This is a genomic window from Streptomyces neyagawaensis (assembly GCF_023516595.1).
GTDB lineage: Bacteria > Actinomycetota > Actinomycetes > Streptomycetales > Streptomycetaceae > Streptomyces > Streptomyces neyagawaensis.
Genome location: NZ_JAMGBG010000191.1, coordinates 1 through 17793 on the forward strand (window position 1 = coordinate 1; position 17793 = coordinate 17793).

Here is a 17793-nt window from a genome sequence, read left to right on the forward strand (position 1 = left end):
CGCGTGAAGACCTCGAACACCGACCGCCGCTCGGCCGTACCCGCCTTCAGTGCGGCCTGGAGCATCGTGAGTTCGTAGTGGTCCGTGAAGAGCGCGGTCGAGGGGACATCCACCGGCAAACCAAGGTCCGCTGTGTTCATGGCAGGGATCGTACCCCCATCTCGTCAATCTGACGATTTCCGGGTCCGTTTTCTGACGGACCCTCCGTCGCGCGGGTCCCCGTTTGTGCGAGGACCCCCCTGTGGTGGCAGCATGGGCCGTGTGACGGCAGCCGCACCCATGGAGATCGAGAAGACCGAATCGGCGGAGGAGGTCTTCGCCGTACCCGAGCCCGATGTGCCGTGGGTGACGATCGTCCACAACGACCCGGTGAACCTCATGAGCTACGTGACCTATGTCTTCCAGGCCTATTTCGGGTACTCGAAGGACAAGGCCACCAAACTCATGCTCGACGTCCACCACAAGGGTCGCGCGGTCGTCTCCAGCGGAACACGCGAGGAGATGGAGCGCGACGTCCAGGCCATGCACGGCTACGGTCTGTGGGCCACACTCCAGCAGGACCGGAAGTAGCCACGGGCGGCAGCCGCAGGCCGGACGACCCGGCCTGACACGACACGACCGGAGTGAACGACCTACCCGATGCCAGGAACCTTCGAACCGCTTCCCGGCGGCGGCGCGGCCGTCGCGCTCGACGAGGTCGAGATCTCCATCATCCGTTCGCTCGCCGTCCAGCTGCTGGAGCTGATCGGTCCGGGCCCCGCCGAGGACGCGCCCGACGACCCGCTCGCCGAGCTGTTCGCCGAGGGCCCGAGCGAGCCCCCCAAGGATCCCGTGCTCAGGCGGCTCTTCCCTGACGCCTACAGCGACCCCGAGGGCACCCCGACCGCCGACCAGGCCGAGGAGCAGCGGGCGTACTCCTCCGAGTTCCGGCGTTTCACCGAGAACGACCTGCGGGCCGGCAAGCGGGACAACGCCCTCGCGGTGATCCACTCCCTCGACGGGCTGTCGGCGGCCGGTGAGGGCGGGGCCGTGCTCAAGCTGTCCGCGGACGAGTCCCGGCGGTGGCTCGGCTGCCTCAACGACCTGCGCCTCGCCATCGGGTCCCGGCTCGACGTCGTCGACGAGGAGGACACCGACCTCCTCTACCGGCTGCCCGACGAGGACCCCCGCAAGCCGATGGTGATGGCGTACCTGTGGCTGGGCGGGCTCCAGGAGACGCTGATCACCACACTGATGCCCTGAGCGCCCCGCCATCGGGGGCGCCGGGAGCGCCGGTGGCGCCGGTGGCACCGGTGGCGGAACTCACGGTTCCCTCCGGAGCCCTTCCGGGTTGGCTTCGTGTTCGCTCAGAGGACACTCAAATCCGGATAACGATCGTGTCACCACGGCGGTGAGGGATGCCCTCAGGGGGGTTCTTTGTCCGCTTCTTCCTGTGTTGTACGCCACAAAACCCCTCGCCGATCAAGATTGCGGCCGTGATAAATCTTCACGACCGCCCGACGGACACCACCCTTGTCCGCCGGGTGCGCCACCAGCCGACGACCGTCGGCCAGGCACGAGCGAACCAGCTCAGCTCCATCACATCCGGGGGGATCGGAACCCGATCCGGGGTCGACGAACGGCTCGGATCGGCCCAGCGTGGAGAAAGGCGCACAACACATGACCTCCGCTCAGGTCGACAACAACGGCAATGATGCCGTGCGCGGCGAGGCCTCCGAAGAGGGGTACGAGCGCGGCCTCGGCAGCCGCCAGGTCCAGATGATCGCGATCGGCGGCGCCATCGGCGTCGGGCTCTTCCTCAACGCCGGTGCGAACATCGCCAAGGCGGGACCGAGCCTCATCCTGATGTACGCCATCGCCGGCGTGATCATCTTCTTCATCATGCGGGCGCTCGGCGAGCTGCTCCTGTACCGCCCGGTCTCGGGCTCCTTCGCGGAGTACTCCCGCGAGTTCCTCGGCCCGTTCTTCGGCTATTTCACCGGCTGGACGTACTGGCTGCTGTGGGTCGTCACCGGCATGGCGGAACTCACCGCCGCCGCGATCTACATCAACTACTGGTTCCCGGAGATTCCGCGATGGGTCTCGGCACTGGTCTTCCTGGTCGTCCTCTTCGTGGCCAACCTGATCTCGGTGAAGCTGTTCGGCGAGATCGAGTTCTGGTTCTCGATGATCAAGGTCACCGCCATCATCGGCATGATCGTGATCGGCCTCGGCGTCCTCACCTTCGGCTTCAGCGCCGCCGGTGACACCGCCGCCGTCTCCAACCTCTGGGCCTTCGACGGCTTCTTCCCCAAGGGCATCGGCTCCTCCCTGATGACCCTCCAGGGCGTGATGTTCGCCTACCTCGCCGTCGAGCTGGTCGGCGTCACCGCGGGTGAGTCCGAGAACCCGGAGAAGACCCTCCCCAAGGCGATCAACACGCTGCCCTGGCGTATCGCGCTCTTCTACGTCGGTGCCCTCACCGTCATCCTCTGCGTGGTGAAGTGGACCGAGTTCGCGCCGGGCGTGAGCCCCTTCGTGGCGGCCTTCGCGAAGATCGGCATCCCGGCTGGCGCCGCGATCGTCAACTTCGTGGTCCTGACGGCGGCCCTGTCGTCCTGCAACTCCGGCATGTACTCCACGGGCCGCATGCTGCGCACCCTGGCCGACAGCGGTGAGGCCCCCAAGGCCTTCAACAAGCTGTCCGTCACCAAGACGCCCGCGCTCGCCATCGGTGTCTCGGTGCTCTTCATGGGCATCGGCGTGGTCCTCAACTACGTCGTCCCCGACAAGGCCTTCGAGTACGTCGTCTCCGTCGCCACCGGCGCCGGCATCTGGACCTGGCTGATGATCCTGGTCAGCCATGTCCGCTACCGCCGCGCGGTCGACGCGGGCCGCCTGCCCGCCTCCTCCTTCCCCGCCCCCGGCGGCGCGACGGGCAGCTGGATCGCCATCGTCTTCCTCCTCTTCGTCACCGGCCTCATCGCCTACGACCACGAGGCCCGCGTGAGCCTCTACGTCATGGCCGGCTGGGCGGTCGCCCTCGGCATCGGCTGGTTGGTGCTGAAGTCCCGCAACCCCGAGGTCACGGCCCGCCGCGACCCGGACCTCGAGAAGGTCGGCTGACCGCTCCGCACCGGAGGCCCGCCGGCCTCCTGCCCGGCATGTGGGCCGCCCCGTACCAGCCTTCGGTACGCGGCGGCCCTCTGCTTATCCTGACGAGCATGCTGACCATCACCCAGGCCCTCGTCGACCAGATCGTCGCCCACGCGCGCAAGGACCACCCGGACGAGGCGTGCGGCGTCGTCGCGGGCCCGGCGGGCTCGGACCGCCCCGAGCGCTTCATCCCGATGCTGAACGCGGCCATGTCGCCCACGTTCTACGAGTTCGACTCGGGCGACCTCCTCAAGCTCTACCGCGAGATGGACGACCGCGACGAGGAGCCGGTGGTCATCTACCACTCCCACACGGCCACCGAGGCCTACCCCTCCCGCACCGACATCTCCTACGCCAACGAGCCGGGCGCCCACTACGTCCTCGTCTCCACCGCGGACACCGACGGGCTCGGCGACTTCCAGTTCCGCTCGTACCGCATCGTCGAGGGCGAGGTGACAGAGGAGGAAGTCCACATCGTGGAGGCCTACTGAAACCTTTCGGCGTTACCGTGGCCGGGCAGGCCCACCCACCCCAACTGCCCACTACGGAGACGGTGTTGACGCAGCCGACGGCACGGACACGACGACTGAACGGACAGCGCCCCACCCTGGAGGACGTCGCACGCGGCTCGGGGGTCTCCAAGTCCACCGTGTCACGGGTGATCAACGGCGAGGGCAAGGTGCGCGCGGAGGTCGTCGAACGCGTCCGGGAGGTCGTGGCCGAACTGGGCTACGTACCGAACTCCGCCGCCCGGCAACTGGTCACCCGCCGCAACAACGCCATCGCGGTCGTCGCCAGCCAACCGCAGAACCGTCTCTTCATCGATCCCTTCTTCGACCTCCACTTACGCGGCATCCGCAAGGAACTGGTCGCCCACGGCGCCCAGCCGGTCCTGCTGTTCCTGGAGGACGAGGAGGAGTACCCGCGCGTCGGCGACTTCCTCGGCGGCGGCCACGTCGACGGCGCCCTGCTCTTCTCGCTGCGCGCCTGCGACCCGCTGCCCGGCATGATCGAGCGGCTCGGCCTGCCCGCCGTCTTCGGCGGCCGCCCGCTGGTCCGCGGCGGCGAGACCCTACGGGAGTGCGTGTACGTCGACGCCGACAACCGGGGCGGCGCCCGTGAGGCCGTCCGCCATCTGCTCTCCCTCGGCCGCGAGCACATCGCCACCATCACCGGCCCCTACGACCAGGAGGCCTCGGCGGTGGACCGCCTGGACGGCTACCGGGACGTCCTCCTCGACGGCGCCTCGCCCGAGCTGATCGAACGGGCCGACTACACCCGGCAGGGCGGCGCCCAGGCCATGGCCGCGCTCCTCGACCGGCGCCCCGACATCGACGCCGTCTTCGTCGCCTCCGACCTCATGGCATCCGGGGCCCTCCAGGTCCTGCGCGAGCGCGGACTGCGGGTCCCGGACGACATCGCCGTGGTCGGCTTCGACGACCTCGCCCCGATCGCCGAGCACACCGACCCGCCGCTGACCACCGTGCACCAGGACATCGAGGGCATGGGCCGGCTGATGGCCCGCCTGCTGTTCAGCCGCACGGACGATCCGGGCGCGCCCGAGCCGTCCGCGGCGGAGCCGGGCGCCCTGTCGTCGGTGGTCACCCCCACCCGCCTGGTGGCCCGCCGCTCGGCCTGAACGCGCCCGCACCGCCCTGACTGGGGCCGGGGTCGGTCCGGCAGAGGTCCGCGGCCGGGTGGTCAGCGGGCCGGGGCCGGGCGGTCAGGCCTCGGGGACGGGTGGCCGGAGGGCCGGTGGCGGTCCGGCTGAGCTGTGCGGTCTCACTCACCGGCACGAATCCGTCCGGCATGTGGGATCACATTCCGGGACCCGGACCGGGAATCGATACGATGAGCCCATGGTTCTTGACGACGTGAGCGAGAAGACGCCGGGCGCACTGCTCGTGGCGCGGCTGCACGTCGACCTGTGCAGGCTTGCCAGCGCCATCTGTTGACGCCGACCCCTGCCGCCGAACGGCCGTGAGCCGCGGCGCCCTCACCCGTGTGACCCCGCACTCCGCGCTGCCGCGCGCCCACTCGACCTGACTACTCCCGACAGGAGCCGCACACCATGGCCATCGAGGTCCGCATCCCCACCATCCTCCGCCAGTACACCGACGGTCAGAAGGCGGTGGAGGGAGCCGGTGACACCCTCGCCGACCTGTTCGCCGACCTCGAGACCCGGCACACGGGCATCCAGGCCCGCATCGTGGACGGCGGCGAACTGCGCCGCTTCGTCAACGTCTACCTCAACGACGAGGACGTGCGCTTCCTGGAGGGCATCAACACCAAGCTGTCCGACGGCGACAACGTGACGATCCTGCCGGCCGTGGCCGGCGGCATGGCCTGAGGCCCGCTGACCACCCATGCGCTACGACTCCCCGCTGGCCGCGGTGGGCAACACCCCTCTGGTGCGCCTGCCGCGGCTCTCGCCGTCCGAGGACGTCCGGATCTGGGCCAAGCTGGAGGACCGCAATCCCACCGGCTCGGTCAAGGACCGCCCCGCCCTGCACATGATCGAGCAGGCGGAGAAGGACGGCCGTCTGACCCCGGGCTGCACGATCCTGGAGCCCACCTCGGGCAACACGGGCATCTCCCTGGCCATGGCGGCCAAGCTCAAGGGCTACCGCATCGTCTGCGTCATGCCCGAGAACACCTCCCAGGAGCGGCGTGACCTGCTCGCCATGTGGGGCGCGGAGATCATCTCCTCCCCCGCGGCGGGCGGCTCCAACACGGCCGTACGCGTCGCCAAGGAACTCTCCGCCGAGCACCCCGACTGGGTGATGCTCTACCAGTACGGCAACCCCGACAACGCGGGCGCGCACTACGCCACGACGGGGCCGGAGATCCTCGCCGACCTCCCCTCCATCACCCACTTCGTCGCGGGCCTCGGCACCACGGGCACGCTGATGGGCGTGGGCCGCTACCTGCGCGAGCACAAGCCGGACGTCAAGGTCGTCGCCGCCGAGCCGCGCTACGACGACCTCGTCTACGGCCTGCGCAACCTCGACGAGGGGTTCGTGCCGGAGCTGTACGACGCGTCCGTCCTCACCACCCGTTTCTCCGTCGGCTCGGCCGACGCGGTGACCCGCACGCGCGAGCTGCTCCAGCAGGAGGGCATCTTCGCCGGCGTCTCCACGGGAGCGGCGCTGCACGCGGCGATCGGGGTCGGCCGGAAGGCGGTGAAGGCGGGGGAGTCCGCGGACATCGTGTTCGTGGTGGCCGACGGAGGGTGGAAGTACCTGTCGACGGGCGTCTACACGGCGGCGACGACGGAGGAGGCCATCGAGACGCTGCACGGGCAGCTCTGGGCTTAGCGCCGGGCGCCTTGGGGGTGGGGGCCGGGGTGCGCTGGCGGGTGCTGGTGGGTTCGTGGTTGCTCGCGCAGTTCCCCGCGCCCCTGAAAAGCGCCCGGGGCTGCGCCCCGTGCTTTTCAGGGGAGGGCGGGCCGGGGGGCGAACCCCTCCTCAGCCGGAAAGGTGCCGTACCTGGTCCCACAGGATCGGGTCCACCACCCCCGCCTTCCGGCGGAAGTCCCGTACCGGTACGTCCCTCAGCTCCTCCGTCTCCAGGAAGCTGGGTCGGCCCCGCGCGTCGCCGACGGCACCCGGGGGCAGGGGAATCACCCCGGCCCGGGCGTCGCGGTACTTGCTGGTGATCTTGACGACCCGGGCCCGGTCTCCCCGCACCGCCAGCACCAGACAGGGCCGGTCCTTGCCCCCCGGCCCGTCCTCGAAGGGCACGCTCGCCCACCAGATCTCCGACGGGCGCGGCCGCGGCAGCCCCGCCCGCGCACCGGCCCGGTCACCCGGCCGTCCGGGCGGACGCGTACGCCCCCTCGGACCACTCGTCCGCCGACCCGGTCGGCGGGACCGGCCCCACCCGTCGACCAGCGTCGCGACGAGCGCGAGTGCCACCACCGCCGCGAGCGCCAACCACCAGGACATGTCCATGGGGACGACCGTACCGGCGCACCCCCACCGACGCCCGCCCTGTCGCACGCCCCCGCGCCCCTCAGCGGCCCCTCACCCCGGCTCACGCGCGGCTCAACGGCCCTACCACCAGCCGAACCGGTGACACCACAGGTGAGTTCGCCCACAACGGCCCCTGGCGGAGGAGCGACCCGTCCTTTTGCGCCTTACGCTCGACGGACGGCACCACCTCGTTGCACCCCCGTTCGTCCTTCGCAAGCCCGCTGACTGCAAAACGTGGTCGGCGCGACCCGGTCGTACGTCACGACCGACAGACACGACCGACCAACACGACTGTCACGACTTCACGCCAGCGCGGAGGTTCCAGCTCTCATGAAGCTCACCGTCGTCGGCTGCTCGGGGTCGTTCCCCTCCGCGGAATCGGCCTGTTCGAGCTACCTCGTAGAGGCCGACGGCTTCCGGCTGCTTCTCGACATGGGCAACGGTGCCCTCGGCGAGTTGCAGCGCCACTGCGGTCTCTACGACCTCGACGCGATCTTTCTCAGCCATCTGCACGCCGACCACTGCATCGACATGTGCGCGTACTTCGTCGCACGCTACTACCGGCACGACGGCGGCCGCTGCGACCCCATCCCGGTCTACGGCCCCGAGGGCACCGAGCAGCGCCTGACCACGGCGTACGCCGACACCCCCTCCGCCTCCTCCATGAGCGAGGTCTTCGACTTCCACACGGTCAAGCCGAGCACCTTCGACATCGGCCCCTTCACCGTCCACACCGAACGGGTCGCCCACCCCGTGGAGGCGTACGGCATCCGCATCGAACACGACGGGCGGATCCTCACGTACTCGGGGGACACCGGTGTGGCCGACACCCTGGACGAACTGGCCCGCGACGCCGATCTCTTCCTGTGCGAGGCCGCGTTCACCCACGGCAAGGAGAACATCCCGGACCTGCACCTCAACGGCCGCGAGGCCGGTGAGACAGCGGCCCGCGCCGGCGCCCGCCGCCTCGTGCTCACCCACATCCCGCCGTGGACGGACCCCCGGGTCAACCTCGACGACGCCCGCGCCGTGTACGACGGCCCCGTGGAGCTGGCCGTGCCCCGGACGTCGTACGAGATCTGACACCCGCACGAACGCATGAGAAGGCCCCCGGAGGATCGCGATGATCCCCGGGGGCCTTGCTGTGCGCCGAGCCGGCCGCTGCTATGCGGCCGCCGTCACTTGGCCTCCGCCTTCTGGAGCTCGGCCAGCTCCTCGTCGGACTCCCGGCCGGGCGTCGGCAGGTTGAAGCGGATGATCGCGAACCGGAAGACCACGTAGTACACGACGCCGAAGCACAGGCCCACCAGGAGCAGGGCCCACGGCTTGGTGGCGATGCCGAGGTTGAGGCCGAAGTCGATCACGCCGGCCGAGAAGCCGAAGCCGTCCTTCATACCGAGTGCCCAGGTCAGGGCCAGGGAGACACCCGTGAGCACGGCATGCACGGCGTACAGGACAGGCGCGATGAACATGAACGTGAACTCGATCGGCTCGGTGACACCCGTGACGAACGAGGTCAGCGCGAGGGAGAACATCATGCCGCCGACGACCGCGCGGCGCTCGGGGCGGGCCGTGTGGTAGATCGCCAGACAGACGGCCGGCAGGCCGAACATCATGATCGGGAAGAAGCCGGTCATGAACTGTCCGGCGGTCGGGTCACCGGCGAGGAAGCGCGCGATGTCACCGCTCTTGCCCTCGTACGAACCGGCCTGGAACCACGGGAACGAGTTCAGCAGGTGGTGCATGCCGATCGGGATCAGCGCGCGGTTGGCGACACCGAAGATGCCCGCGCCGACGGCGCCCGAACCGACCAGCCACTCACCGAAGGAGTGCAGACCCGCACCGAGAACCGGCCAGATGTAGCCGAACACGATGCCGATGAGCAGACCCGCGAAGGCGGACAGGATGGGCACCAGGCGACGGCCGCCGAAGAAGCCGGCCCAGTCGGGCAGCTTGGTGCGGTAGAAGCGCTGGTAGAGCAGGGCCACGACCAGGCCCATGACCACGCCGCCGAGGACACCGGCGTTGACCGCCTTGTCCACCATCACGACCTTGTTGTCGACGACGGTGGCCACCTGGGGGAGGTTCGGGTCGGTGAAGGTGCCGAGGACCTTCTGGAAGACGAGGTAGCCGACGACCGCGGCGAGCGCGGTCGAGCCGTCCGACTTCTTGGCGAAGCCGATCGCGATACCGACGGCGAACAGCAGCGGCATGTTGTCGAGGATGGCGCCGCCGCCGGCCGCCATGAAGCTCGCGAACTTGGTGATGAAGCCGGGGAGCGACTCGCTGCCCAGCATGTCCGTGGTGCCGAGCCGCACGAGCAGCGCGGCGGCCGGCAGGACGGCGACCGGCAGCATCAGGCTGCGGCCGATGCGCTGCAGCACAGCCATGGTGCGGGAGCCCCAGGTCGGGCCCTTGTTGTCTGCGGCCGCGGGAGCGGCGCTGGCCGTGGTCACAACTTCCTCCAGAAGGCAGGGCGCCGCCCAAGGACGGGAGTGTGGGGGAGGGCAGCACGGGAGAGGTCTACACCAGTCAGTGGTGTAGACCTGTTGTAGCACGCTGGGGGTGGGCCTAGGAACCCGCGATTCCCGTTTTACGCCTTCGTGATGTCATGCGACCTTCGTCCGACCTTCGTTCGGTCGTCGTTCGGTCGTCGTCCGGCCGTCGGGAGAGCTTCGCTCGGCCCTCGCTCGGCCTTCGCTCGGCCCTCGCTCGGCCTTCGGGCGGCCTTCGCGTGGTCTTCCGGCGGGCGATGCCCGCGTTCCCCGCTTGGCGGGGACCCGTTCGGTGGTGTAGACCAGTCGCGAACGATCCCGCACGGCACAGCGGCTCAGATCAGGTACATCAGGGAGAAGCGCCATGGCCAGTAAGGCTGAGAAGATCGTCGCCGGGCTCGGCGGCCTCGACAACATCGACGAGATCGAGGGCTGTATCACCCGGCTGCGTACCGAGGTCCACGACCCCTCCCTCGTGGACGAGGCCGCCCTCAAGGCCGCCGGAGCTCACGGGGTCGTCAAGATGGGCACCGCCGTGCAGGTCGTCATCGGCACCGACGCCGACCCGATCGCCGCGGAGATCGAGGACATGATGTGATCCACCGCTGATCCGGGACCCGCTCACGCCGGCCCCGTCAGCCCACGCGCAGGGGCCCTCCCTATGCGGGAGCGGCCCCTTCCGCCACTGCGGCTAGGCTCATCGCCATGTCTCGAATCGACGGCCGCACGCCCGAACAGCTCCGCCCTGTCACCATCGAACGCGGCTGGAGCAAGCACGCCGAGGGCTCCGTCCTCATCTCCTTCGGCGACACCAAGGTCTTCTGCACCGCCTCCGTCACCGAAGGCGTCCCGCGCTGGCGCAAGGGCAGCGGCGAGGGCTGGGTCACCGCCGAGTACTCCATGCTGCCCCGCTCCACCAACACCCGCGGCGACCGCGAGTCCGTACGCGGCAAGATCGGCGGCCGCACCCACGAGATCTCCCGCCTCATCGGCCGCTCCCTGCGCGCCGTCATCGACTACAAGGCGCTCGGCGAGAACACCATCGTCCTCGACTGCGACGTCCTCCAGGCCGACGGCGGCACGCGCACGGCGGCGATCACCGGCGCGTACGTGGCGCTGGCCGACGCCGTCGCCTGGGCCCAGCGCAAGAAGCTCGTCAAGGCCGGCCGCCAGCCGCTGACCGGCACCGTCAGCGCCGTCTCCGTGGGCATCGTCGGCGGCGTCCCGCTCCTCGACCTCTGCTACGAGGAGGACGTCAAGGCGGACACCGACATGAACGTCGTCTGCACCGGCGACGGCCGCTTCGTCGAGGTCCAGGGCACCGCCGAGGCCGAGCCCTTCGCCCGCGAGGAGCTCAACGCCCTGCTGGACCTGGCCGTAGCCGGCTGCACCGACCTGGCCGCCCTCCAGAGCAAGGCGCTCGACTCGGTCCTCGAAAGGTAAAGGGAACCCCAAGAAGACCGGCCGTCGGTCGCAACCACGGCGCACCCGGCGGCGTCCCTAGGAGTACGGGCGCACGGCACACCACCGTGCGTCCGGCCATACCGGCGCAAGCCGTACCCGCACCACCACCGGAGGCCGTCAGGCCTGCAACCAGTAGGAGGACCGTTCCATGGCCGTGAGCCGCCGACGTCGTACGACCGCCATCGCCGGAGCCGTTGCAGCCGTCGCGCTGACCGCCGGCCTCACCACCGGCTGCGACGCCGTGAACAAGGCCCTGGACTGCGTCCAGACCGCCGAGGCCATCGCCAACAGCGTGTCCGACCTCCAGCAGGCCGTCGAGAACGCGTCCAACGACCCGTCGCAGCTGGAGGAGTCGCTCAACTCCATCGACGACAACCTCAAGGAGATCGGCGACAAGACCGACAACGCCGACGTCAACAAGGCCGTCGACGACCTCCAGAAGGCCGTGGAGAACGTCCAGACGTCCGTCAACAACGGCGACGCGACGCCCGACATCAGCGGCATCACGGACGCGGCCGGCGAACTGACGAAGGTCTGCACGTCGTAGGCCGGGAACGGCCCCGGCGGCTGCCCGCCGGGGACAGGCGACCGGTGGCCGGGGCCGTCGACCGGCGACCGGTGACCGGTGACGGGGCGGGCGCCGGGATACTGAGGGCATGACCCGCCTGATCCTCGCCACCCGCAACGCCGGAAAGATCACCGAGCTGAAGGCGATCCTCGCCGACGCAGGTCTGCCCCACGACCTCGTCGGCGCGGACGCCTACCCGGACATCCCCGACGTCAAGGAGACCGGCGTCACCTTCGCCGAGAACGCCCTGCTGAAGGCGCACGCCCTCGCGCAGGCCACCGGTCTCCCGGCCGTCGCCGACGACTCCGGACTCTGCGTGGACGTCCTCCACGGCGCCCCCGGCATCTTCTCCGCCCGCTGGGCCGGCCGGCACGGCGACGACCGCGCCAACCTCGAACTCCTCCTCGCCCAGCTCTCGGACATCGCCGAGGAGCACCGCGGCGCCCACTTCGCCTGCGCCGCCGCCCTCGCCCTGCCGGACGGCACGGAACGCGTCGTGGAGGGCCAACTGAGGGGCGTACTCCGCCACACCCCCACCGGCACGAATGGCTTCGGCTACGACCCGATCCTCCAACCGGAGGGCGACACCCGCACCTGCGCCGAACTGACCGCCGCCGAAAAGAACGCGATCAGCCACCGCGGCAAGGCGTTCCGGGCACTGGTACCGGCGGTGAGGGAGCTGCTGGGCTGACTGCGAGAGAGGACCGCCCGGGGGCGGTCCTCTCTGTGTGTGCGGCCGGTGGGACTCGAACCCACACGGGTGTGAACCCACTGGGACCTAAACCCAGCATGACTGCCAATTCCATCACGGCCGCCCAAAACGGTCATCACGCTCGACCGGCGGCACTCAGTGTACGGGGCTGTCGGGCTGCCCTGCGAGGGGGACTCCGCTCTTCTGGCGACACCACGTTTCCGTCAGGGCATGGCAGTTGGGGCACAGGTAGCGCAGGTTCTCCCGGCGATTGTCCCGCCAGTTCCCGTTGACATGGTCGATCTGCAAGGTGATGGGGCGTCCCCGCCACTCCCCGGTATTGCCGCACTCCACGCATGCGTAAGGCACCCCGATCTCGGCGAGAGCCTGGTGCAGGCGGGTCCTGTTCGTCCGTCCGGCCTGCTCGGGCAGGACTACCAGCACCCGAGGTGCGGTGGGTGCGGGCGCCGGGCGCTCGGGGCGTCCCCATGACCGGCGCTTGAAGTGGCTGGTGTCGAGATCGAGGCGGGAGGCGGCGCGTCGTACACGTCGGTGGTTCGTGTCGTTGACCTCCATGCCGAGACCGCGCATGACGTCCGCGTAACTGCCGGCCGTCCGTACCAGGTTCGTCAACTCGTCCTCGGGGATGGCTGCCCGTCGGTAGGAGAAGTGACCGATGCCGATGTGGTGGTCCGCCAGCATCCGACTCAACGTCGCCCGGGAGCGGCTGTCATCGGGAACGCCCAGCCTCCGTGCCAGGCCGCGCAAGCTGGTGGCTGCGGCCGCTGCCGTCCGAAGCTCCTCCGGAGTGAAGGGCAGGTCCAATTCGGGCCGGTCGATTCCGGGAAATGACCGATGTCGATGCCGGCGGCGTGGATGCGGCGCCGGATGTGGGACAGAGTCCCGGCGGCCGGCGTGGCGCCGAGCTTCAGGGCTACTTCCCGAAGCGAGGACGATGACGCGGCGGCTTCCGCGATGGCGGCGTCGGGATACTTGCGCCAAGGGCTGCGTTTGGTGAAGTGGCTGGTGTCCAAGCCGTGGCGGGTCACGTGCTCCTGCAGCACCCGCCGTTGGCCGCCACTCGGGCTGAGGCCGAGCCGCCGCATCAGATCGGCCCAGTTTCGGGCCGCGGCGACCACCGGCTCGAGCCGTTCCCTGCTGTAGGCGTCCGATCGCTTCGATGTGCCCGGCATGTCCACGCCCCCTCCGTTCCGACCACCTGTTCGTGACCTCGTACGGAGTAACGAACCGCTGGGCGGGCGGTCACGGTGGGTGATGTGCGGAACGGCTCGTGCCGGGGGGTTCCGGGGCGAGCCGTTCTCGGGTGGTCGGGTGGGTCAGATGCCCAGGTCCTTGATGATCTTTGCTACGTGGCCGGTCGCCTTCACGTTGTAGAGGGCCCGTTCGACCTTGCCCTCCTCGTCGACGACGATCGTCGAGCGGATGACGCCCGTGACGACCTTGCCGTAGAGCTTCTTCTCGCCGAAGGCGCCGTACGCCTCCAGGACCGCCTTGTCGGGGTCGCCGACGAGGGTGACCTTCAGGGACTCCTTCTCGCGGAACTTGGCCAGCTTCTCAGGCTTGTCGGGAGAGACGCCGATGACGTCGTACCCGGCGCCGGCCAGCAGGTCCAGGTTGTCGGTGAAGTCGCAGGCCTGCTTCGTGCAGCCGGGGGTCAGGGCGGCCGGGTAGAAGTAGACGATGACCTTGCGGCCCTTGTGGTCGGACAGGGACACCTCGTTGCCGTCGGCGTCCGGGAGGGTGAAGGCGGGGGCCACGTCCCCGGGCTGGAGTCGCTCGCTCATCGGACCAGCGTAGGGCCTGTCCGGCGGATCACGCCGACTTCGGGCGGCAGCTCCTGACGGCTTCCGGTGAGCGGGGTCCGGTGCGTGCAGCCGCAAGGCGGAGGAGAGAGGCGACGCGGAGCGTCGGCGACCGACGACAACGCGGCGGATGCGCGTGCCGGACCCCGCGGCCCAGGCGTGATCCGCTGGGCGGGCCCTTGCCGCGGGCCCTGACGGCGCGGTCGTCCGGCGAGCTGACAGACTGTCCGCAAACAGTTAATGACGGACAGCGGGAGGCAGCGCGGTGGCGGACACCTCGGACACCAGAACCCCGGCCGAGATCGAGGCGGACATCAAGCGCCGCCGCGACACCCTCGCGGAGACGCTCGACGAGATCGGCGTCCGGGTGCACCCGAAGACCATTGTCGGTGACGCCCGGGCGAAGGTCGTCTCCAACATCGACCACACCCTCGGCAAGGCCTATGTCTCGGTCAACCGGGTGGTCAGCGACGCGAAGGGCCGGCTCGTCGACGAGGACGGGGCGCCCCGGCTGGAGCGCATCGTCCCGGTGGCGCTCGTCCTCGTCGGGGTCGTGGGGCTGCTCGCCCTCGGCACTCGACGCCGCAGGGGCTGACGAAGACAGGTAGGTTCGGGGGCGTGAGCGAGAAGAGCCAACACGACAAATTGCCCATCAGGATGCTGCACGACCGGGTGCTCGTGCGGCAGGACACCGCCGAGGGCGAGCGGCGTTCGGGCGGCGGCATCCTGATTCCCGCGACGGCGGCGGTCGGCCGGCGGCTCGCCTGGGCCGAGGTCGTCGCGGTCGGGCAGAACGTCCGGACGGTCGAGCCGGGCGACCGTGTCCTCTTCGACCCGGAGGACCGGGCCGAGGTCGAGGTCAGGGGCGTCGCGTACGTCCTGATGCGCGAGCGCGACCTGCACGCCGTGGCCGCGGACCGGTTCGAGGGCTCGGAGGACTCCACGGGCCTGTACCTGTAGCGCGGCCCGTAGCGCACTCGGGCGGGGACCCCGCCACACACGGGAGGGGGCTGGTGACCACGTCACCAGCCCCCTCCCGGCTTCACTCGCAGCATCAGCCGCCGGCAGTGCTGTCGGCGCTGTCGGTCCCGGCGGCCCGGGCCCCCCGTCAGGGGAACGTCCCCTCCGTCGTCCCGCCTCCGATGTCTCCGCCGCCGCCCCCGCCGTCGGTCGTTCCGCCGCCGTCCGTCCCGCCTCCGGTGGCGGCCCCGCCGTCCGCGGTGCCTCCGCCCCCGGTGGCCGCGCCGCCGTCGGCGGTCCCGCCCCCGGTCGTGGGTCCGCCTCCGGTGGTCTCCGCGCCGCCGGTCGTCGTCGCGTCGCCGCCGCCCGTCGTGGCGCCCCCGTCGGTGGGGTCGCCCGTGGTGCCGCCGTCCGTCTGGCCCGCGGTCTCCTCGCCGCCCGTGGTGCCGCCGTCCTCCTCGTCACCGGTGGCGCCGGGCTCGTCCGGCGGGGTGCTCGGGGGCACCACGACCACGTCCGCGCCCTCCTGGAGCTCCAGGTCGAAGTCCTTGACCTTCTTGCCCTTCAGGGCCGTCTTGGTGAACTGCGCCCAGATCTCCGTGGGCGCCCCACCGCCGTTGATGCGCTGGAGGCCCATCGCGCCGTACAGCGGCTTGTGGACGCCCGTCTTGGGGTCCTGGCCCATCACGGAGACGACGGTGGCGAGGTCCGGGGTGTAGCCGGCGAACCAGGCCGCCTTGTCCTCCTCGGCCGTACCGGTCTTGCCGGCGGCCGGGTGGCCGGACGCCTGCGCGGCGGTGGCCGTACCGCCCTGGACCACGCTCCGCAGGACGGAGGTGGTGGTGTCGGCGGCCTGACGGCTGACGGCCTGCTGGGCATCCGTCGAGGGGAGCTTGATCTCCTCGCCGTCCTTGGTGATCCGCTCGATCATCGTGTACGTGCCGTGCCGGCCGTGGTTGGCGAGGGTGGCGTACGCCTCCGCCATGTCGAGCACGCTCGCGGTCGCCGTGCCCAGCGCGATCGACGGGTACGGGTTCATGTCCGGGGTGTTCTTCGGCACGCCCAGGTCGATCGCGGTCTTCCTGACCTTCGCGGGGCCGACGTCGACGGCCATCTGCGCGTACACCGAGTTCACCGACTTGTCGGTGGCCTGGCGGACCGTGATGTTGCCGTAGTCGACGTAGTCCTCGTTCTCCGGGGCGTACTGCTCGCCCGGCCAGCCGACGACGGGGCGCTCGCTGGCACCGTCGTAGATGGTGTTCGGGGTGATCGCCTGGCCGGACTGGTTGTTGGAGTTGTTCTCCACGGCCGCGGTGAACACGAACGGCTTGAACGTCGAACCGACCTGGTAGTCACGCCGGGTGGCGTTGTTGACGTACTGCTTGAGGTAGTCGATGCCGCCGTACATCGCGATGACCTTGCCGGTCTTCGGGTCGATGGAGGCACCGCCGGCGCGGACGTAGTTGTCGACCTTGCGGTTCTTCTTGTCGAGCTTGTCCATCAGGTTGTCGTCGACGGCCTTGATGAACGCGTCCTGCATCTTGGGCTGGATGGTGGTGGTGATGCGGTAGCCACCGCCGTTCTCCAGCGCCTCCTCGTCGATGATCTTGTGCTCGATGAGGTACGACTTGATGGCCTCGACCAGGTAGCCGCGCTGCCCGGAGAAGGCGGTGGACGTGGTGGTCTGCTTCGGCATGTCGAACTTCATGCCGGTGCGCTCGGACTGCTTGAGCCAGCCCTCCTTCACCATGCCGTCGAGGACGTAGTTCCAGCGGGCGACGGCCGCGCCCTTGTTCTCCGGGTGGGCGACGACGTCGTACATGCTCGGCGCGTTGACGAGCGCGGCGAGGTAGGCGCCCTGCTCGGCGGAGAGTTCGTCGGCGTCGACGCCGTAGTACGCCTGGGCGGCGGCCTGGATGCCGTAGGCGTTGCGGCCGAAGAAGCTGGTGTTGAGGTAGCCCTCGAGGATCTCGTCCTTCGTGACCTCGCGGTCCAGCTTGATCGCGATGAAGAACTCCTTCACCTTGCGGGTGACGGTCTGGTCCTGCGCCAGGTAGTAGTTCTTCACGTACTGCTGGGTGATCGTCGAACCGGACTGCTTGCCCTTGCCGCTCGCGGTGTTCCAGGCGGCGCGGATCATCGCCTTGGGGTCGATGGCCGGCTCGGAGTAGAAGTCGCGGTCCTCGGCGGCCAGTACGGCGTGCTGGGCGGCCTTGGAGACCTTCGACAGGGGGACGTTCTCGCGGTTGACCTCGCCGTCGCGGGCGATCTGGGTGCCGTCCGCGTACAGGTAGACGTTGCTCTGCTTGGTCGCGAGCTCCTGCGGCTTCGGGATGTGGACCAGGTTGTAGCCCAGCACGAAGGCGCCGATGATCAGCATGGTCACGATCACGAAGCTGCCGAGCACCATGCGCCAGGTCGGGAACAGTCGCCGCCAGCCGGTCCGCTTGGGCCGCTTCGGCTTGTTGCCCTTGCCGCCGCCGGCCGGGGTGACATCGGGCACGTCGGCGGCTGCGACAGCGGGAACGACGGCGGTCGCCGCGCCCCCACCGGCCCCCGCGCCGGCCGCTCCGGCGGCACCGGCTGCCGCGAGGCCGCTCGTGACACCGGCCTTCCCGGCACGCATCCCTCCGGCCGTCGAGGCCGCCGCGCCACCGGCCGCGGCTGAAGCCGCGCCACCGGC

The 17793-nt window shown here is 69.9% G+C and carries 21 protein-coding genes, 1 tRNA gene and 1 pseudogene; 15 read left to right on the forward strand and 8 right to left on the reverse strand.

Translation table 11 applies throughout. The annotated features are described in order from the left end of the window. Nucleotides 1-140: pseudogene (locus M8J73_RS42645) on the reverse strand (nicotinate phosphoribosyltransferase); the annotation flags it as partial. A 112-nt stretch (nucleotides 141-252) separates the two neighbouring features. On the opposite strand from M8J73_RS42645, the gene clpS reads away from it, so the two are divergent. From clpS to M8J73_RS42680, 8 genes are all read left to right on the forward strand, one after another. Continuing rightward, complete coding sequence (clpS, locus tag M8J73_RS42650; RefSeq protein WP_055520955.1) at nucleotides 253-570, forward strand: ATP-dependent Clp protease adapter ClpS; 318 nt, start codon at nucleotides 253-255, stop codon at nucleotides 568-570. A gap of 69 nt (nucleotides 571-639) precedes the next feature. Then, nucleotides 640-1242: a DUF2017 domain-containing protein gene (locus tag M8J73_RS42655; RefSeq protein ID WP_055541409.1), complete on the forward strand. Its 603-nt coding sequence runs from the start codon at nucleotides 640-642 to the stop codon at nucleotides 1240-1242. A 417-nt stretch (nucleotides 1243-1659) separates the two neighbouring features. Beyond that, nucleotides 1660-3105: an amino acid permease gene (locus M8J73_RS42660; RefSeq protein WP_055541408.1), complete on the forward strand. Its 1446-nt coding sequence runs from the start codon at nucleotides 1660-1662 to the stop codon at nucleotides 3103-3105. A 98-nt stretch (nucleotides 3106-3203) separates the two neighbouring features. Continuing rightward, complete coding sequence (locus tag M8J73_RS42665) at nucleotides 3204-3626, forward strand: M67 family metallopeptidase (RefSeq protein ID WP_055541407.1); 423 nt, start codon at nucleotides 3204-3206, stop codon at nucleotides 3624-3626. Nucleotides 3627-3691: 65 nt separating this feature from the next. Next, nucleotides 3692-4774, forward strand: coding sequence for a LacI family DNA-binding transcriptional regulator (locus M8J73_RS42670; RefSeq protein WP_206187977.1), 1083 nt, complete (start codon nucleotides 3692-3694; stop codon nucleotides 4772-4774). Nucleotides 4775-4994: 220 nt separating this feature from the next. Beyond that, nucleotides 4995-5090 (forward strand): putative leader peptide, encoded by a 96-nt coding sequence (locus tag M8J73_RS45715; RefSeq protein ID WP_309474684.1) that lies wholly within the window; start codon nucleotides 4995-4997, stop codon nucleotides 5088-5090. A 116-nt stretch (nucleotides 5091-5206) separates the two neighbouring features. Beyond that, a complete protein-coding gene (locus M8J73_RS42675; protein WP_055541406.1) occupies nucleotides 5207-5485 on the forward strand; it encodes a MoaD/ThiS family protein in 279 nt (92 codons plus the stop codon). A gap of 16 nt (nucleotides 5486-5501) precedes the next feature. Next, complete coding sequence (locus tag M8J73_RS42680) at nucleotides 5502-6452, forward strand: PLP-dependent cysteine synthase family protein (RefSeq protein ID WP_055541405.1); 951 nt, start codon at nucleotides 5502-5504, stop codon at nucleotides 6450-6452. Nucleotides 6453-6602: 150 nt separating this feature from the next. Here the strand turns inward: M8J73_RS42680 and M8J73_RS42685 are convergent, their stop codons facing one another. Then, the gene (locus tag M8J73_RS42685) at nucleotides 6603-7088 is read right to left on the reverse strand and encodes a type II toxin-antitoxin system PemK/MazF family toxin (protein ID WP_249829849.1); all 486 of its coding nucleotides are present in this window, start codon (nucleotides 7086-7088) and stop codon (nucleotides 6603-6605) included. 351 nt (nucleotides 7089-7439) lie between these two features. On the opposite strand from M8J73_RS42685, the gene M8J73_RS42690 reads away from it, so the two are divergent. After that, nucleotides 7440-8192, forward strand: a complete 753-nt coding sequence (locus tag M8J73_RS42690; RefSeq protein ID WP_055543039.1) for an MBL fold metallo-hydrolase — start codon at nucleotides 7440-7442, stop codon at nucleotides 8190-8192. Between the two features lie 95 nt (nucleotides 8193-8287). Here the strand turns inward: M8J73_RS42690 and M8J73_RS42695 are convergent, their stop codons facing one another. Beyond that, on the reverse strand, nucleotides 8288-9565 hold the full coding sequence (locus tag M8J73_RS42695; RefSeq protein ID WP_055543040.1) for a PTS transporter subunit EIIC: 1278 nt from the start codon (nucleotides 9563-9565) through the stop codon (nucleotides 8288-8290). A gap of 403 nt (nucleotides 9566-9968) precedes the next feature. Between M8J73_RS42695 and M8J73_RS42700 the strand changes: the two genes are divergently transcribed. From M8J73_RS42700 to rdgB, 4 genes are all read left to right on the forward strand, one after another. Beyond that, nucleotides 9969-10202: a PTS sugar transporter subunit IIB gene (locus tag M8J73_RS42700; protein ID WP_055543041.1), complete on the forward strand. Its 234-nt coding sequence runs from the start codon at nucleotides 9969-9971 to the stop codon at nucleotides 10200-10202. 107 nt (nucleotides 10203-10309) lie between these two features. Further along, complete coding sequence (gene rph / locus M8J73_RS42705; RefSeq protein WP_055543042.1) at nucleotides 10310-11047, forward strand: ribonuclease PH; 738 nt, start codon at nucleotides 10310-10312, stop codon at nucleotides 11045-11047. 169 nt (nucleotides 11048-11216) lie between these two features. Then, complete coding sequence (locus M8J73_RS42710; protein WP_055543043.1) at nucleotides 11217-11615, forward strand: DUF8711 family protein; 399 nt, start codon at nucleotides 11217-11219, stop codon at nucleotides 11613-11615. 109 nt (nucleotides 11616-11724) lie between these two features. Further along, nucleotides 11725-12327 carry an RdgB/HAM1 family non-canonical purine NTP pyrophosphatase gene (rdgB, locus tag M8J73_RS42715; protein WP_055543044.1) on the forward strand — a complete coding sequence of 201 codons (603 nt, stop codon included), beginning with the start codon at nucleotides 11725-11727 and terminating at the stop codon, nucleotides 12325-12327. Between the two features lie 40 nt (nucleotides 12328-12367). Here the strand turns inward: rdgB and M8J73_RS42720 are convergent. The 4 genes from M8J73_RS42720 to bcp form a co-directional block, all read right to left on the reverse strand. Then, nucleotides 12368-12451: transfer RNA gene (locus M8J73_RS42720), tRNA-Leu, on the reverse strand. Nucleotides 12452-12483: 32 nt separating this feature from the next. Next, nucleotides 12484-13029: an HNH endonuclease gene (locus tag M8J73_RS42725; protein ID WP_240501773.1), complete on the reverse strand. Its 546-nt coding sequence runs from the start codon at nucleotides 13027-13029 to the stop codon at nucleotides 12484-12486. Between the two features lie 5 nt (nucleotides 13030-13034). Continuing rightward, nucleotides 13035-13526: a hypothetical protein gene (locus tag M8J73_RS42730; RefSeq protein WP_240501774.1), complete on the reverse strand. Its 492-nt coding sequence runs from the start codon at nucleotides 13524-13526 to the stop codon at nucleotides 13035-13037. Nucleotides 13527-13664: 138 nt separating this feature from the next. Next, nucleotides 13665-14132: a thioredoxin-dependent thiol peroxidase gene (bcp, locus tag M8J73_RS42735; protein WP_055513298.1), complete on the reverse strand. Its 468-nt coding sequence runs from the start codon at nucleotides 14130-14132 to the stop codon at nucleotides 13665-13667. A 283-nt stretch (nucleotides 14133-14415) separates the two neighbouring features. Between bcp and M8J73_RS42740 the strand changes: the two genes are divergently transcribed. Together M8J73_RS42740 and M8J73_RS42745 are read left to right on the forward strand one after the other, a co-directional pair. Then, nucleotides 14416-14745 carry a DUF3618 domain-containing protein gene (locus M8J73_RS42740; protein ID WP_055513296.1) on the forward strand — a complete coding sequence of 110 codons (330 nt, stop codon included), beginning with the start codon at nucleotides 14416-14418 and terminating at the stop codon, nucleotides 14743-14745. Between the two features lie 62 nt (nucleotides 14746-14807). Then, nucleotides 14808-15110 (forward strand): GroES family chaperonin, encoded by a 303-nt coding sequence (locus M8J73_RS42745; RefSeq protein ID WP_055513294.1) that lies wholly within the window; start codon nucleotides 14808-14810, stop codon nucleotides 15108-15110. Between the two features lie 148 nt (nucleotides 15111-15258). Here the strand turns inward: M8J73_RS42745 and M8J73_RS42750 are convergent. Further along, a partial coding sequence (locus M8J73_RS42750; protein WP_372504108.1) for a transglycosylase domain-containing protein occupies nucleotides 15259-17793 on the reverse strand: 2535 nt, incomplete at its 5' end.

Excerpts from the sequence above, each read along its gene's own strand:
- clpS (WP_055520955.1), top strand. The coding sequence starts at position 253 with ATGGGCCGTGTGACGGCAGCCGCACCCATGGAGATCGAGAAGACCGAA.
- rdgB (WP_055543044.1), top strand. The coding sequence starts at position 11,725 with ATGACCCGCCTGATCCTCGCCACCCGCAACGCCGGAAAGATCACCGAG.
- M8J73_RS42655 (WP_055541409.1), top strand. The coding sequence starts at position 640 with ATGCCAGGAACCTTCGAACCGCTTCCCGGCGGCGGCGCGGCCGTCGCG.
- M8J73_RS42690 (WP_055543039.1), top strand. The coding sequence starts at position 7,440 with ATGAAGCTCACCGTCGTCGGCTGCTCGGGGTCGTTCCCCTCCGCGGAA.
- M8J73_RS42700 (WP_055543041.1), top strand. The coding sequence starts at position 9,969 with ATGGCCAGTAAGGCTGAGAAGATCGTCGCCGGGCTCGGCGGCCTCGAC.
- rph (WP_055543042.1), top strand. The coding sequence starts at position 10,310 with ATGTCTCGAATCGACGGCCGCACGCCCGAACAGCTCCGCCCTGTCACC.
- M8J73_RS45715 (WP_309474684.1), top strand. The coding sequence starts at position 4,995 with ATGGTTCTTGACGACGTGAGCGAGAAGACGCCGGGCGCACTGCTCGTG.
- M8J73_RS42710 (WP_055543043.1), top strand. The coding sequence starts at position 11,217 with ATGGCCGTGAGCCGCCGACGTCGTACGACCGCCATCGCCGGAGCCGTT.
- M8J73_RS42665 (WP_055541407.1), top strand. The coding sequence starts at position 3,204 with ATGCTGACCATCACCCAGGCCCTCGTCGACCAGATCGTCGCCCACGCG.
- M8J73_RS42660 (WP_055541408.1), top strand. The coding sequence starts at position 1,660 with ATGACCTCCGCTCAGGTCGACAACAACGGCAATGATGCCGTGCGCGGC.
- M8J73_RS42680 (WP_055541405.1), top strand. The coding sequence starts at position 5,502 with ATGCGCTACGACTCCCCGCTGGCCGCGGTGGGCAACACCCCTCTGGTG.
- M8J73_RS42685 (WP_249829849.1), bottom strand. The coding sequence starts at position 7,088 with ATGGACATGTCCTGGTGGTTGGCGCTCGCGGCGGTGGTGGCACTCGCG.
- M8J73_RS42675 (WP_055541406.1), top strand. The coding sequence starts at position 5,207 with ATGGCCATCGAGGTCCGCATCCCCACCATCCTCCGCCAGTACACCGAC.
- M8J73_RS42745 (WP_055513294.1), top strand. The coding sequence starts at position 14,808 with ATGCTGCACGACCGGGTGCTCGTGCGGCAGGACACCGCCGAGGGCGAG.
- M8J73_RS42725 (WP_240501773.1), bottom strand. The coding sequence starts at position 13,029 with ATGCTGGCGGACCACCACATCGGCATCGGTCACTTCTCCTACCGACGG.
- bcp (WP_055513298.1), bottom strand. The coding sequence starts at position 14,132 with ATGAGCGAGCGACTCCAGCCCGGGGACGTGGCCCCCGCCTTCACCCTC.